Below are 15015 nucleotides of genomic sequence, written 5' to 3' on the forward strand. Positions count from 1 at the left end.
ATCTTATGCTACGTGCGGGCTTTAAGATCCCGCAGCGCATCCTCCTGAGACCGCGCAATATGGCTGCGCACAGCAGCCTCATACGCGGAATAATCCTTGTTCTTCAGGCCATCGACGATAGCCTTGTGCTCTTGGCCTTCCTTCGGAACACGTTCGCGCCAGCTGTCGAGTCCGCGCTGCACCAGCCCGCCGACCACCTTGTGCTGCAAGCTCCGATACATGGATGCAAGGATCGGGTTTTCAGCGAACTCGATGATGGTGCCATGGAAGCTGCCATTGAGCTCCAGCTTGGTCGCATGGTCCATTTGAGCTGTATCTTGCAGCTGTGCCAATTGGAGCACGTCAAGCCGTTCCAGCGCCTGCAAAGGGAGCGTTCCCTCGACCAAACGCCTGATTACGTTCTCGCCTGCGCAGAGTTCTAACGACTGACGGACATTCCAGACGTTACGGATTTGGTCAGCAGTAGGAACCCTTAGGTGGAATCCACGGCGCTGCACGTTATCGATGAAACCTTCGGCCGCAAGTTGCATCAGAGCTTCTCGAACAGGAGTAATAGACACCCCGAACCTGACCGCGAGCTGCTCTGGATACAGTCGCTCCCCCGCCGCGAATTCACCTCTCATGATGAGACCGACCAGACGATTCCTGACCGTCTCGCCAAGCGTTTTTCCGAGAGTTTCGAGTTCAAGGGGGAGAGCTGTTGATGTCATTGTGCTGCCTTTGAATGAAGTATGTAATCGTCGAGAAGATCCATATTTGGTTCTCCTCCGTGTCCAGGACGGTCGGAGGCAACCAACATGCCATCCTGAAGTTCGATCGGCACCAGGGCAAGCTTATCGCGGAGCGGATTCAGCAGGCGGTTCACTTCATATGAGAAGAAGGCCTCCGCTGCTCGGCACGCGTGGACAGATGCAGCAACGGCCACGCATCCACCGACACCATGAGGAGCCAATTTCACGCCGTGCTTCTGGCAGAGAGCTCCGGTAGCTATCAGACCCGATACGCCCCCGGAACGGCCAATGTTGCATTGCAGAAAATCAACGGCTTCGGCTTTGATGAGAGCTTGGTAGGCTTCTTGGGTAAATTCATTTTCGCCAGCTCCGATCGGGACTGGCGAGGCCTTACGGACCTCTCTAAGCCCATCCGGATCATCCGGGTTGATTGGCTCCTCAAGCCAACCGATGTCGAAACGATCGAGGTGACGGGCCAGATCAATCGCGTTGGTGACATCATATGCGCAATTCGCATCAAGAAAGAGAGGCGCGTCGCCCGCCGCGTCGCGTGCGGCTTCGATGTGGTCGAGATCAACCTTGACGCCTCTCCCGACCTTCAGCTTGAAGGCTTTGTAGCCTTGGCGGATGAATTCTCTCAGTTCTGCAGCGGTTTCGCCCGGTGTGTTTCTAAATGGAATTGGGCTGACATAGACGCTTACAGGACCAGGTCCAGCTCCCAAGGTCGTTGCCAGCGGCTCATTTCTTGATCGGGCGATCAGATCCCAGAGCGCGATATCAACGCCGCTTAATGCCTCCATGGCAGCGCCACGTGTGAGACCCAAGGCATAGAAGTAGGCCCGCAGATCCGTGGTCATGCCGTATGGGTCATCGATCAGGGCCCCAGACAGGGTCGGTGCAATGACCTCGTTGATTAGAGCCGTAGCTTGAAGCGGATGCGGGAGGCCAAAGCACTCCCCGTATCCCATGCTACCGTCGTCAGCTTCGATGATGACCAAGGTGCTGTACTGTCCCCGACGTGGGATACGCTGAAAATGTGCAGCAGGTGTCTTGAGCTGCGCTGGTACCTGCCCCTCGCCGCCAAAAACACTGGCAAAGGTCGCTTCTAGAGGGATCGCCTTGAGTCCTGTGATCTTCATGTCTGTCCCAAATAAAAAATAATTTACAAAATATATGCGACGGATATGTATGGTCGTCAAGAGCCATTCGGCGCGACGCGCAAGGAGCAACACGTATGACTGACATTTCAATCAGGAAGCTGCGGAAAGCCTACGGCGAGCTTGAGGTGATCCACGGGATCGACTTGGCTGTCGAGCGAGGGGAGTTTGTGGCACTCGTGGGGCCCTCCGGCTGCGGTAAGTCGACTTTGCTTAGAATGATAGCTGGCCTCGAGCCGATCTCGGGGGGCGACCTGTTCATCGATGGCACCCGGATGAATGAAGTCGCGCCGAAGGATCGGGATATAGCAATGGTCTTCCAAAGCTACGCGCTCTATCCCCACATGACTGTCGCCGAGAATATGGCGTTTTCGCTCCGGTTGAGGAAAGTCCCGAAGGACGAGCAAGCCACAAAGGTACGTGAGACTGCCAAGATTCTAGGGCTGGATCACCTTCTGGATAGGTTCCCGAGGGAGCTCTCAGGGGGGCAGCGCCAGCGCGTGGCAATGGGCCGAGCCATTGTGAGAGATCCGAAGGTCTTCCTGTTTGATGAGCCTTTGTCCAACCTAGACGCAAAACTGCGGGTTCACACCCGGGGCGAGATTAGATCGTTGCATCAGCGACTGGCTACGACGACTGTCTACGTCACTCACGATCAGATTGAAGCTATGACGATGGCTGACCGCATAGTTGTGATGAATGGCGGCAACATTGAGCAGGTCGGTACACCGTTAGAACTCTATGATGAACCCAAGAATGTTTTTGTGGCGGGGTTTCTCGGCTCCCCCGCCATGAACTTTGTCCCAGGAAGGTATGACAAGAAGTCGGGCGTGTTCAAAGTCGAGAGCGGGCCGGAGATTAACCTCGGGATGAACCGCTGGAACTACGAGGGCGACGCAATTATGGGCGTTCGGCCGGAGGAATTTCGGCTTGGGGGCGAACTCCCTGTAACCCTTGACCTGGTTGAGCCTACGGGTGCGGACACCGCTGTTGTTTTCCATTGGGGAAAAACCGCAGTAACAGCGCTCTTCCACGAGCGCGTGAGCGCCCAGCCGGGGGCCGCCATATCCATAGCATTGACAAACAAACTGCACCTGTTTGACCCCCAGAGCTCCGAGCGAATAGTGGAGACTGATTGAGTGTCACTGGGGTCGCGCGAAGCTGAAAGGATAACCGACGGCAAAGCGATCGTATTCCCTCTCACCTTGAGAATGGACCTTGAGAACCGCTGAAGCGGGCAGGGGAGAGACCAGGTTTAGGTCGAGGTCGCGAGGATAGCGCAGGATCCCCAGCCTGCTGGCATAGACATCGAGCATGTTGGTGGCAGTGCCCGCACCTGTCTCGCCCATGAGGGCGCTCTTGATGGGTACTTGGAACTCGACAATTCGACCGCGGCCGATCCCGCGAAGAGTTTCAAGTATCTGATCCTCGGAGCCTGTTTCAAACGCCCAATAGGCTCCTTCGCCGCCCCAGTGCTGCACCAACAGGTTTACGCGGCTGTCAGCAGGAGGGATGGGCAGTGCCGTCAGCCAGAAACCATCACGGACACCAAATTCAGCGTTTGCGAGTGCAGTTCGAGAAACGATCTGATCAGCAAGTTCCTGTGAGAGGTCACCTGCTTCCACGCGACGACCGAGGCGCTCGCGAAGGAAGTCCACCGAGGTCAAGACTACACCGCCAGCCTGAAGCCTATCAACTTCGTCATCCGTCATCCTCGTGTAGTGGAAGGCGCGAACAATCATCATGGACATCAAGCCGCCGACCTCATCAACGACCGCCGAAAATGCATCGCCGAATTCGTTCTTGGGCCACTTAAAGAGAGCGCGTTCAACTGGGTTGTCTGGAGGCTGAATATTCCTGAGCTCTCTTTGACGCTCATGGTACCGAACGATGGTCTCCCGATTGCGCTCCAGCAGATCGACAAGGTCATCGCTGTAGGTGTTGAAGTCCCAGAGATCGATAATGATGGAATCCTTGCTCTGAGGGGCAGCCGACCTTGGCTATCAATAATCTGGATCAGTAACAGTGGCGCGACTTTTCTGGACCTCTAACGCCCGTCGTCCTGCATCCAGAAATGAGCTCAAGGACCCCGGAAAATCTGAGCCATCTCCCTCCTCATCAATTCCAGTTGGAACTCCCAATGCGACTGCTATGGCTACAAAGAGCCTATAGGCGGTCAGTAGGCGAAACTGTTCCGCATCGGTGTCCTCATCGGGACCCGGCAGTTCGATGTAATTTTCTTGCTCTTCCCCAGAGTAAAGAACGATACGATCTCTCAGTCCTAGAGGCATGCCATGCCGCTCATATTCGTCGAGGACATGAGGCGCATCAAAAAATGGGATCGTTCGCCATACACCTGTGATCTCAATCTTTGCGTAAACGGGGCCTCGCCAGGAAAACTCCTCTGCAAGGGCGGCGTGAGTCCGAGCAAGGCCTAACAGCACATACAATAGCATGTTCAAATCGATGATGTTTGGCCTGTCGTACCGCTGGGCCCGACACAGACTCAGGAACTGGGGCGCATACTTATAACCGTTCAACCAACTATTGTGACCGACTAGGTCTTTACGCGCTTTAGAAAGAGGGATGGTGATTTCGCTCCGGAAGTCGCGGCCCAGCTTCCACGTGAGACCCAGCATTTCAGGATCGTTGTCAGCAGTTTGTCGACATATGAAGCCTCCAACTGTCTGGTAAACGTTATCAAAAGGAATGGACACGCTACAATCTTCCCGAGACATGATCTCCCTGACCTGCCGAAGCGACACGCTCTTTCGTGGAGGATGATCTTGCCAAAAGTCCGAGATCAGAAAAATTCGTGCGTAGGCCGCGTGTTCTTCGGCTTCCGAGTTCTCGATCTCACGTTCGACCCATTCATTGTACTTACGGGTTACCCCTGAGGAACGCTTCCAAAGTTGATCCAGAATGAAGCGGTCAGTTTCGGGGCGGGGCTCCGATCCATCACCCACGCGTCGATAGATGCGACCATCTTTGTGAATAAACGGAGCCTCAGGTCCCCATGGAATCTGTGTCACGACTATGCAACGGCCTTCCGGCAACCCCAATTCCTCTATGGGACCGAATAGCGCTTTCGCTCTGAAATAAGGTGATGGCTGAGAATGGTTTGCAACGGCTTGCCTGATCCTTTGGAGGGCACCGTCTGCTTCGTCGCTAGGTATGCCCAGGGACGAACCAGCAACAGGGTTATCTTTAGAATCCTCGGTGATTCCGTAAAATAGCCAGCCGCCATACGTGTTGGCGAAGGCTGTAACAGACTTCGCGATGGCACTCGCATTTGGAACCTCTCGCTTGTACTCGACGTACCAGCCTTCGGCGACGCTGGTAAGAATCCCGAGATCTGTAGAAGTGATTTGTTCGAAGTCCTTATCGAAAGGATTGTAGTCGTACCTCAAAGAAACGGCTCCACTGCAAACGCGATGTCTCTCTAGATTGGAAGCGCATCTCACCTTTCCGATGTCATCACTGAAGAAGGGTTTCCAGTGATATTTTACGGGCTTCGCCTGCTGAGGTTTTAGATCAGCGTTGGCTGATGTTGGATTTCTCAAGCCCCTGTTTGATCCCCGTCCTGCCCTGATCGATGTCATAGTTTTGGGTGCAGGATTTCAGGATCGGGCTTGAGTTAGACACAGCCCGCACCTGCGATGGGCTTGTGTCACCTGCCGTGGGCCAATCGCGGGTTCCCTCCTCCCAGTAAATAGGCTTCCCAGCCCGAATCCGCTCGGTTTACTCCAGCGGCGCTTGACACTTGCAGCGCGTGTATTCATAACTGTCATAAAACATGGAAATGAATATGACTGCCGATATGACGGCAGTCGAAGCCTTCCATGAAAATGAAAGGGAACCAGCATGGCGAAGACAACGGGAGGCAATGCAAAACACAGCACCGTCGCGTTCAGTATTAAGCTAAAACCGGAATACAAAGCTGAATTAGACGCTCATCTGACGCAAATTGCAGCACTCAAAAACATTTCCAAGGGTGATGCCCTGAAGCTCGCATTCGACACTCTGAAGACCTACGGGGAGCTGCCTCGGGTCATCGAAAGAGGTTTCAGGGATTTCACCACGGAAACCAGCCGGAAGCTCGATGAGATCCATCGTGTGATGATGCTCGTCGGCAGCATGGAAGCCGTTTCGAACTCGGAATTGAAAGCTGATCAGATTCCAGACGAATACGATCCTGTATTCGCATTTGAAGAGATCCCGGTAGACGCATCGGAGGCCGATAGGGAACCAACTATTACACGTATTGGCACCAAGCATTGGAAGCCACCGTTCAAGGGACGGAGGGCTTGATGATGACCAATGATACGTGCAACGGCAACTCAGAAAACGCTCTTACAGAGTATAATCCGATTTCGTTTCGGAAGGCTGTCCGCAACGAGGCAGGAAAGCTCGCTAGTCTTCGGCAGGAGGTCGTTCTCATGATCTCGCCATGGCTGAACGAGAAGTTTTTTAAAGATCTGATCTTCGGTGACGAGGCCAAGGCCGAGCTTATGATGCTGGCTTTTGCTGATGCCGTCGTTGTGTTTCAGGAAGCTTTGAGGAACGATCACGGTGTCGTCCTGCGTTGCTCACAAGAGGGTATTCAGTTCAACGTCAAAGGAAGCGCTGTGTTCTCAATGCATGCTGTCCTGGAAGCTGACGGGACAGCGATGGCTGCTCTGAGGACGAACCTCGAAACCTATTCCGCGATGTTTGTCGCCGTTGTGGCAACTGAGATGGCGGCATCTGGAGTCATGTTCGGAGGTGGCCATGCTTGATAAGAACGCTGTCTCCGACATCCAGTATCTAATTGGTAAACAGGAAGAGCGTGAAAGCGAGCAAGAGGGCAGGGTGACTGCCAGTTCCTCAGCTGAGGATCGTGAAGCTGCCGTGCTGGCTGGCAAGAAGGTCTGGCAAGGCAAAAGCTACTACGACCAAGAGTCAGAGACAGATGGAGTTCTGTGGCGGCCGAAGCTGAAGAGCGACGTAGAAGCCAAGTTGACCACTGCTGAAGACGGCAAGAAAGCTCGTGTTGGCCGCGGTCGCAGGCTGGCCGACGGTTTGGAGAGCGGTGGTGTCGTCAATACCAAGGCCGTCCGCCAACTTGCCATGGGCTTCGATCCCGTCACAGGCGAGAAGCTGACTGCCGCGGCGGACTACCACCTGAAGAAGCAGAGGTACCCTGAAAAGATTACGGGCAAAGAGCGCGTGCCGAAAGCAGGCGACGATCTCACGTTCAGTATCGATAAACCTGTTTCCGCCCTATGGGCCGACGCAGTAGCCCGTGGTGATACCAAGACTGCTACAGCCATCGAGAATGCTTTTCGTGCGGCCGTAGGCGATGCAAAACAGTGGATGCACGATAACGAGTTCTTCAAGACCCGTCGCGTCATCTATGGTGAGAAGGCGGCTGACGGAAAGCGTGAGCGCATCGAGTATCTCGAAATGGCCCAGGAGGTTGTCACGGTCGACTTTCTCCATCGGACAACACGCCCGACAGGCGACGGCTCCTCGAAGGGCGATCCACAGCTCCACATCCATGCGCTGGTCATGAACATGGCCGTCCGCGCCGACGGCACCATCGGCGCTCTCGATGATAGCGAGATTTTTCACTACAGGCCCCTCATCGATGCTGTCTTCAAAACCAGCTTCTACGACAGGTTACGCCAGATTGACGGCTTCGAGGACATCGAGTGCGTCCGCGGGCAATACGACGTGAAGCTGAAAGGCATCAAACAGGAAGTCGTTGATAGCCTGTCTAATCGTCGTGCCGAGATCGTTGAAGCCCTGGCCGAGAAGGGCCTGACCACGAAGGACCGTCGTGCCGCCCAGGTTGCCGCGAAAGCTACCAGGCAGCAGAAAGATGAGCAGCCGCCGATCGGTGAACTGGTACCGGAATGGCAGAAGACCATTCACAAGTTCACTGACGGCAAAAGCCTGATTTCCCAGCTTGAAGCTCGCGAAAAGATCGAAGAATCCCGCGACGAGAAGATCGAGCGCATTGCTAAAGAAGCCATCTCACGCGTGGGTCATACGCAAACCATCGTCCAAGAGCGTGATGTCATGGTTGCTGCATATAGAGCCAGCCAGGGGGAATTTGGGCTTCAGGACATGCCCGAGGTGATCTCCTACATCAAACAGCAGCACATGATCCAGGCAGGCTTCGATGATGATGGCCGAGCTCTTTGGGGAGTCCGCCATCTGGTGGACAAGGAGGTGTCATTTCTGAAAACCATTCAGGACACGCCATCTATTACCCCGATGGCTTCGCAGGCCCAGATCGAGGAGATCATCGAGCGCTACAAGCCGGATCCCGAAAAGGGAATCCGCGGCCTCAATCCGGAGCAGGTTGGAGGCCTTCGTTATGTTCTTGGCTCCCAGCAGTTTGTGACGGTGTTCGAGGGCTCAGCTGGATCTGGCAAGACCTTCTCTATGGGACTGGTCAAAGAAGTCGCGGAGGCTTCGGGCTTCGAAGTCTATGGTATCGCTCCTGCGTGGCGGGCGGCGGGGGTCTTGCGGGAGGATTTGGAACTTCGCGACGAGATGTCGAAGGCCTGCGCCAAATGGATCGCCCAGCACAAGGTTGGCAAGGTCGACATTGATTCCAACACCGTTGTCATCATCGACGAAGCGGGCATGGTCGGCGTGGAGGATGCGGAATATATCGTGAAGGCTGTCCAGGATGGCGGGGGCCGCGTTGTGATGCTCGGGGACACCAAGCAGCTCGCTCCGGTGGCCTCCGGATCGCCGATGTCTTTGGCAATGCGCCTTAATGGGTCGTATCGCCTAAATATCATCATGCGTCAGAACGACGACACCAACGATGAGACGAAGCGCCTAACGGCTCGTTTCCGCGAAGCCAGCTCTCACTTCGTCAAGGCTGGCCTCAGTGGTGTGAACGAGGGAGGCAAGCGCGGCGAGGAGGCCAAGGCTGAGGCTGATGCGGCTGGGAAAAAGCCGAAGTTCCAGTCCAATGCACACATCGAGGCTGCCCTAGCCATATATAATGAAGAAGACAGGATGCATTGGTGCCCGGATCACGAGAGCACCTATCACGCTGTTGCGGACAAGTACCTCGAGCTGCTTGCGATCGAGCAGGATCCAACCGAGGTTATGATCGTCACCAACAGGAACTCGGATGTCCACAACATCAATCGAGAGGTCCGGCAGCTGCTGATCGAAGCTGGCATGCTGGGTGAGACCGAGGTCGAATTCCGGACATACACCCGTAACAATAAAGAAGACGAGGTTGGCCATATCCTGAAGGTCAGGGAAGGGGATCGCCTGATTTTCGGTGGCCGCCAGCTGGAGCCTGCCAACACTGGCTCCCCATTCCAGATCAATAACTCTGACATGCTCAGTGTCAAAGCCATCGAGATCGATCCAGATGGTGGGGAGCCAACGCTTCATCTTGTATTTGACAAGGAGCCTGACACCATCGTCAAGGCTAAGCCTTCCCAGCTCGCTGCAATTGATCCCTTCAACGATCGCGAGCCGCGGCCAGTTCTACAGCATGCTTATGCCGTCACAGTTCACGCTTCGCAGGGAGCAACGGTGAACAGGGCGATCGTCGCCAATGTGAACGGCATCGATTATCGCCTTGCATATGTGGGAATGACCCGCCACCGCAAGGACTGCCACATGATCACCAACGTCGGCCGCATTGAAGAGAACCGCATGGTGAAGGCTGGGATCGTGCTGGTCGACGACAACGGCAAGATGTCGATTCCTCACCCTGAGAAACAGACGGTGCCTGAGGGAGAGTTCCAATTGGGGCCAGAGCAGTGGTTCCAGGCGGTGGTCTACGAGGCCTCGATCTCGGACTCAAAGGCCAATTTCACCGATCTTGAGCAATATAAGGAAAAGGCGGCGCTGCAAGATTTTCTTGCTAACGACAATCGCTTTGCCGACCACCTCACCCGCCTGCAGGGTATCCAGCTCGATAAGCTGCAGAACCTCGAGAACAAGATAATCGACAACAAAGCCCGTCTAGGTCCGGGCGGCAAAATCGGTGCGTCCCTTGCCGCCGATCAGGATAGCATCAACAATATCTTAGAGGGCACAGTTCAACCCTTCCGGGATCTGAAATCATCGACATCAGCATCACAAACAATGGAGACGCTGACACCATACCAGGAGGATATCATGGATCAGAGAATGGCAGCCAATTTACGTAACCGTATGAGTGGACTCACGCCCAAGTTCAAGTTGCCGACAAAGACTACCCAGGATCCCCCTGCCACGAGCGATGATTCCAAAGCTGCAGGCAGGCCTGCTCAGAAAATTGAGAAGGTCAGCAAGCGGATTTCTGATTCTGAGAAGCAAGCCTTCTACAAACAGGATCCTGTTTCCTTCATGCTTCGCAATGGTGCCAGGCTCGATCCCGACATGGAGAAAAAGAACACTGGTGAACGTTATCACCTGTGTGATGGGTACGATGCGCAGAAGAAGAAGCCCATCAACAAATACACTGTTTCCCGCATGCCCGACGGCAATTGGGTCTACAACCAATTCAACGATAGCGGCTCTAAGGGCCTGATCGACCGCTGGATGGTCAACAAGGGTGTCTCCACATCATTCCCGGCTGCCTGGCATAAGCTTCGCGAGGAGTTCCGGACGGAGCACCTGCAGGACACTCAGATCGTCGCCAAGCCGCCATTTTCCGAGAAGCCCAAGAGCACTTTCCAGGCTTATAAGGATACCATTGCCCACCAGCTGGCTGCCACAAGCTTCAAGGATGATGGCCGCGGACTGTCTGGTGTCGATCGGCTCAAGGAAGCCATCGCTAAAGGTGCAGAGGCCGATGCTGCATATGCCGACAAGCTGCGCGGACGGTTGGCAAGCAAATGGATGGCAGCTATCGAAAATGGGGCACCGGAGACGGCATCACCTGCGGAAAAATACAAGGCCGAGAAGGCTGTCGAACTGCTCGATAAGGGTGCCTCCTACTACCAGTTTGATTTCCTGCACCAGAAGCAGACACCGTGGGCGACCGACACCTATCCCAAGGAGCGGGGTCTTGAACGTGGAACGATTGTTGCCTTTGAAAATGACGTTAAAAGGGACCTATACAAGGATCCTGACGGCAAATGGCAGGCAGGCTTGTGTTTCGCACACCGCGATGTGATTTCATACTCAACAGTCACAGGCTACGAGTCCAAGCTCCCAGCTTCCAAAACGGTCAATGGCGAAGACCGCAGAACGACGAAATTTGCTGAAGGCGGCGGTAAGGGCCTTGTTATGATTGGCCCGAAGGCAAAGGGCTCGTTTGACACCGTTGTTGTTACAGAATCTGGCATAGACTGTCTTAGCTACTGGCAGGAGAAGAAGCTTCCGGCCAACTTCAAGCAGCTTTCAGACACCGAAAAGCAGGATGTTGCCAGTCGTGTACCGAAAGATACCTTGATGGTCGCCACTGGCGGTGCCGTGTCAGACCAGGCAGAGCGTGGCATCGAGCTGCTTGCAAAAGCGAATCCTCAGGCCAGGTTCGTAATCGCCATGGACAACGACTTTGCTGGCTATGCCTTCCGTGAACAGGTGAAGGAAGCCGTCTTGAAGGGCAACCCGAAGGCGGAGGTCCGTTTCGAGCAGCCGAATTCTATTCTGTACAAAGACTGGAACGATCAAGTGCGGGACAAGATCCGTTCCCCTGAAGATCTCCAGAAATCAGCCGACAAAATGGGCTTAACTTCCGACTTCATCAAACGCGAAGTCGCCGCATACCAGCAGAAGAACCCAACAGCCGACCTCTCTGGCTACCAGGATATTGGCTCCAAAGCCGCCGACGAGAAGGCCAAACAAGCTGCCCTGGTTGCCAACGAGGCCACCCACAATGAGCAGGCGAGGGTTCACATCAAGGATGCGCCGTCTATCAAGCCCACGAAGCTACCAGCTTTCAAACCGTTCAAATTCCAGGCCCCTGAAAAGCCAGCTGGCATCTCGGCTGAGGATGTGAAGAGGGCGGAGGAGGCCAGACTGAAGGCAGAAAAAGAGCGTGAGGAAGCCGAGCGCAGGCGAGGGGCGGCAATGAAGATGTGAGGGGAGTCTTTAAGGGTTCCCTTAGCTTTCACTGGCATTGCGAGTGCGAATTAAATTTGCAGGAGCATAAGATGCCAAACATGTACGTGATTGCCTACGCTAATGGAGAGACAGAATCCGCCGAGATCGACGAATGGCCGCACTTCGAGGAAATTCAGAAGGTAGTCGGCGGACTCTTCGCGACTGTACCGACATCATTCAAGTTGCAATTCGACGAATCCTGGGGCGAAGAAGCCGGGGAGCAGGAAACGGTGGTTTATTGCAATGAAAGTGGGATGCTGAAGGGGCTTCCTGTAAATCAGTCGGTCATGGCAGCAGCCATCAACAAGCACAGCGGTGGGCAACCACCTCTACTCGGTGACCTGCTCATTGTGTCAGGAGACGCTGATTTCTTGGCAAAGCAATGAATTGCGGAATGATGGTCCGCCACGCGATCGCAATAACCTTGATGGCTAATGCCGTCGCCAGCCTGAGCACGTCGGCCCAAGCCCAAGTTCCGGTTGCCGTTACCAGAAGCAATTGGAACCGGGCATATGACGCGGTACGGGAAGCTGGCTATCGCGTGGAGCCTGGAGCTGAAACGTACATCTTCATTGGTGATACGATTTACAAACTCTACGCGACGGGTGTCACAGTTACGATCGATTCCGACATGACGGGCGAACTGGAGGATCATAAAAAGCTGTGCGGGATTCTACTGAGCGAGTTCGGTGGCCTCTCCAGCAGTTACGCAGCGCCTATCGTGGACAGTGCATTCTCCTCCCATTTCGACGGGAAGCCAAAGCCATTCGATGCTGGGCAGTCTAAGATCGTGATCGACGCTCCGAACGATCGCTTGCTGCAGTGTGTTGTGCTTGGGAACCGAGACTAGGGCCGACCCTGTAGGTCGAGCTATAGTGGCCGCCATTCCGGCCATCTTGAGCAGCATGTCAGCTATCGGCCCAAAGCTGACGTCGCCCGAGTGACGCGAAGATGCCGGGACCAGTAGTTGTCTGTTGCGCTAACCCTTCTTACGCCACTTCCACCTGCCTGTGCCTGTAGCCGAGCCAAAGTAGCGAGGCCGCCGCCACTGAGAGCCACGGCAAGAGCACGAGGTTGAGGACCTGCCAGCCGAAAACCTGCAGCAGTGCACCTGCGCTGAAGGAGCAGGCAAGGCCAACCACGAAGATCGTCATGTCGTTGGTGGCCTGCGCCCGGCCTCGTTCGAGTGGGGTATAAGTGGTCGTCAGCAACGTCGTCCCGCCGATGTAGAGGAAGTTCCAACCGACGCCCAGCAGGACGAGCGCACCTGCGAACGAACCAAATCCGGTTCCGGTGAGGGTGGCGATGACATGTCCCGCCAGGAGAAGGACACCGGTCAGCATGACGCGAAGGACGCCGAACCGCGTGATCAGCGAGCCCGTGAAGAATGAAGGCAGAAACATCCCGAGTACGTGGAGCTGGATACCGGACGCGCATTGCGGACTTGAGTGCTTGAACGGCTCGTCATTGGCACGCTCGCGGCCCACTCTCGAAGTCTAAAATTCGCATCTGATCAGCGCGGTCGCACCACCTGTGCGAGACCATTGCGACCAAGCCTCAAAACTAGAGGTTGACAATAGTCGCTCGCCTCTCTATTTATAGTTTATCGATCTTTTCTTGCCGAGCTTTGGTTATTGCGCGATTGGCACCGCGCCCTGAACGAACCTTTCCTTAGAGAACATCGCTATAACCGCCCACAATGTCACCGACATTGTGGTCATTCACTTATGCTACGAAAGGGTTCATCATGACCAATGGCACAGTAAAATGGTTCAATTCCACCAAGGGCTTCGGCTTCATCCAGCCTGACAACGGCGGCGCTGATGCGTTCGTCCACATCTCGGCCGTCGAGCGTGCAGGAATGCGCGAAATTGTTGAAGGCCAGAAGCTCAGCTACGATCTGGAGCGCGACAACAAGTCGGGCAAGATGTCGGCCTGCAATCTCCAGGCTGCATAATATCGGTATCCTGCTCTCCTTTGACCACGGATGTACTGGCACTGTTGAGAGCATGAACCACCAAGGCCGGGCTGATGCCCGGCTTTTTTTTGGCCGCTGGAGTGGCCGAACCCATGAAAGGTTACCCCCATGACACAGACCTTCAGTAAGCCCCGCCAGAGGGCGGAAAGCGCATTCAGCAAAATACAAAGCCAGTTCTTCGCGAAAGCTGACGCGGCGGGAGAGCAGGACGGCTCTGTTGCAAAAATCGTGAAGCTTGAGCATGCTTGGCGGAGATTGGACGGACGGAACGATGACGGATTTCAAGTGGCGCCATTTCCAGGGTGATGTGATCCTGTGGGCGGTGCGCTGGTATTGTCGCTATCCGATCAGCTATCGCGACCTTGAGGAAATGCTGGCGGAACGCGGCATTTCGGTCGACCATACGACGATCTATCGCTGGGTCCAGTGCTACGCCCCGGAGATGGAGAAGCGGCTGCGCTGGTTCTGGCGGCGTGGCTTTGATCCGAGCTGGCGCCTGGATGAAACCTACGTCAAGGTGCGGGGCAAGTGGACCTACCTGTACCGGGCAGTCGACAAGCGGGGCGACACGATCGATTTCTACCTGTCGCCGACCCGCAGCGCCAAGGCAGCGAAGCGGTTCCTGGGCAAGGCCCTGCGAGGCCTGAAGCACTGGGAAAAGCCTGCCACGCTCAATACCGACAAAGCGCCGAGCTATGGTGCAGCGATCACCGAATTGAAGCGCGAAGGAAAGCTGGACCGGGAGACGGCCCACCGGCAGGTGAAGTATCTCAATAACGTGATCGAGGCCGATCACGGAAAGCTCAAGATACTGATCAAGCCGGTGCGCGGTTTCAAATCGATCCCCACGGCCTATGCCACGATCAAGGGATTCGAAGTCATGCGAGCCCTGCGCAAAGGACAGGCTCGCCCCTGGTGCCTGCAGCCCGGCATCAGGGGCGAGGTGCGCCTTGTGGAGAGAGCTTTTGGCATTGGGCCCTCGGCGCTGACGGAGGCCATGGGCATGCTCAACCACCATTTCGCAGCAGCCGCCTGATCGGCGCAGAGCGACAGCCTACCTCTGACTGCCGCCAATCTTTGCAACAGAGCC

Annotated in this window: 13 protein-coding genes; 8 read left to right on the forward strand and 5 right to left on the reverse strand. The window is 55.3% G+C overall.

Annotated elements, in window-relative coordinates; all coding sequences use genetic code 11:
- Positions 1–8: 8 nt before the first annotated feature.
- Positions 9–710, reverse strand: coding sequence for a GntR family transcriptional regulator (locus ACEPP2_RS20010; RefSeq protein ID WP_395517744.1), 702 nt, complete (start codon positions 708–710; stop codon positions 9–11).
- Entirely contained in the window at positions 707–1870 is a 1164-nt protein-coding gene (locus tag ACEPP2_RS20015) for a mandelate racemase/muconate lactonizing enzyme family protein (RefSeq protein ID WP_395517745.1), read from the reverse strand. The genes ACEPP2_RS20010 and ACEPP2_RS20015 overlap by 4 nt, the downstream gene beginning before the upstream one ends.
- 95 nt (positions 1871–1965) lie before the next feature.
- On the opposite strand from ACEPP2_RS20015, the gene ACEPP2_RS20020 reads away from it, so the two are divergent.
- Positions 1966–3027, forward strand: a complete 1062-nt coding sequence (locus ACEPP2_RS20020; RefSeq protein ID WP_395517746.1) for an ABC transporter ATP-binding protein — start codon at positions 1966–1968, stop codon at positions 3025–3027.
- A gap of 3 nt (positions 3028–3030) precedes the next feature.
- Here ACEPP2_RS20020 and ACEPP2_RS20025 read toward each other — a convergent pair whose 3' ends face one another.
- Together ACEPP2_RS20025 and ACEPP2_RS20030 are read right to left on the reverse strand one after the other, a co-directional pair.
- On the reverse strand, positions 3031–3639 hold the full coding sequence (locus ACEPP2_RS20025) for a hypothetical protein (RefSeq protein ID WP_395517747.1): 609 nt from the start codon (positions 3637–3639) through the stop codon (positions 3031–3033).
- Positions 3640–3891: 252 nt separating this feature from the next.
- Positions 3892–5298: an AlbA family DNA-binding domain-containing protein gene (locus ACEPP2_RS20030; RefSeq protein WP_395517748.1), complete on the reverse strand. Its 1407-nt coding sequence runs from the start codon at positions 5296–5298 to the stop codon at positions 3892–3894.
- 454 nt (positions 5299–5752) lie between these two features.
- Here ACEPP2_RS20030 and ACEPP2_RS20035 point away from each other — a divergent pair, with 454 nt between their 5' ends.
- From ACEPP2_RS20035 to ACEPP2_RS20055, 5 genes are all read left to right on the forward strand, one after another.
- The gene (locus ACEPP2_RS20035; protein ID WP_395517749.1) at positions 5753–6199 is read left to right on the forward strand and encodes a hypothetical protein; all 447 of its coding nucleotides are present in this window, start codon (positions 5753–5755) and stop codon (positions 6197–6199) included.
- Positions 6199–6666 carry a hypothetical protein gene (locus ACEPP2_RS20040; protein WP_395517750.1) on the forward strand — a complete coding sequence of 156 codons (468 nt, stop codon included), beginning with the start codon at positions 6199–6201 and terminating at the stop codon, positions 6664–6666. The genes ACEPP2_RS20035 and ACEPP2_RS20040 overlap by 1 nt, the downstream gene beginning before the upstream one ends.
- Positions 6659–11926 carry a MobF family relaxase gene (mobF, locus tag ACEPP2_RS20045; RefSeq protein ID WP_395517751.1) on the forward strand — a complete coding sequence of 1756 codons (5268 nt, stop codon included), beginning with the start codon at positions 6659–6661 and terminating at the stop codon, positions 11924–11926. Before ACEPP2_RS20040 ends, mobF begins: the two co-directional genes overlap by 8 nt.
- Before the next feature lie 71 nt (positions 11927–11997).
- On the forward strand, positions 11998–12333 hold the full coding sequence (locus tag ACEPP2_RS20050) for a DUF3846 domain-containing protein (RefSeq protein WP_395517752.1): 336 nt from the start codon (positions 11998–12000) through the stop codon (positions 12331–12333).
- 8 nt (positions 12334–12341) lie between these two features.
- Positions 12342–12797 carry a hypothetical protein gene (locus ACEPP2_RS20055; protein ID WP_395517753.1) on the forward strand — a complete coding sequence of 152 codons (456 nt, stop codon included), beginning with the start codon at positions 12342–12344 and terminating at the stop codon, positions 12795–12797.
- Positions 12798–12936: 139 nt separating this feature from the next.
- On the opposite strand, the gene ACEPP2_RS20060 is transcribed toward ACEPP2_RS20055, so the two are convergent.
- Positions 12937–13350: an MFS transporter gene (locus tag ACEPP2_RS20060; RefSeq protein WP_395517754.1), complete on the reverse strand. Its 414-nt coding sequence runs from the start codon at positions 13348–13350 to the stop codon at positions 12937–12939.
- Between the two features lie 344 nt (positions 13351–13694).
- Between ACEPP2_RS20060 and ACEPP2_RS20065 the strand changes: the two genes are divergently transcribed.
- Together ACEPP2_RS20065 and ACEPP2_RS20070 are read left to right on the forward strand one after the other, a co-directional pair.
- On the forward strand, positions 13695–13904 hold the full coding sequence (locus tag ACEPP2_RS20065) for a cold-shock protein (RefSeq protein WP_395517755.1): 210 nt from the start codon (positions 13695–13697) through the stop codon (positions 13902–13904).
- Positions 13905–14196: 292 nt separating this feature from the next.
- On the forward strand, positions 14197–14961 hold the full coding sequence (locus ACEPP2_RS20070) for an IS6-like element IS6100 family transposase (RefSeq protein ID WP_001389365.1): 765 nt from the start codon (positions 14197–14199) through the stop codon (positions 14959–14961).
- Positions 14962–15015: the final 54 nt, after the last annotated feature.

Origin of the sequence: Pseudorhizobium flavum (assembly GCF_044142885.1) — a bacterium.
Classification (GTDB): Bacteria; Pseudomonadota; Alphaproteobacteria; order Rhizobiales; family Rhizobiaceae; genus Neorhizobium; species Neorhizobium flavum.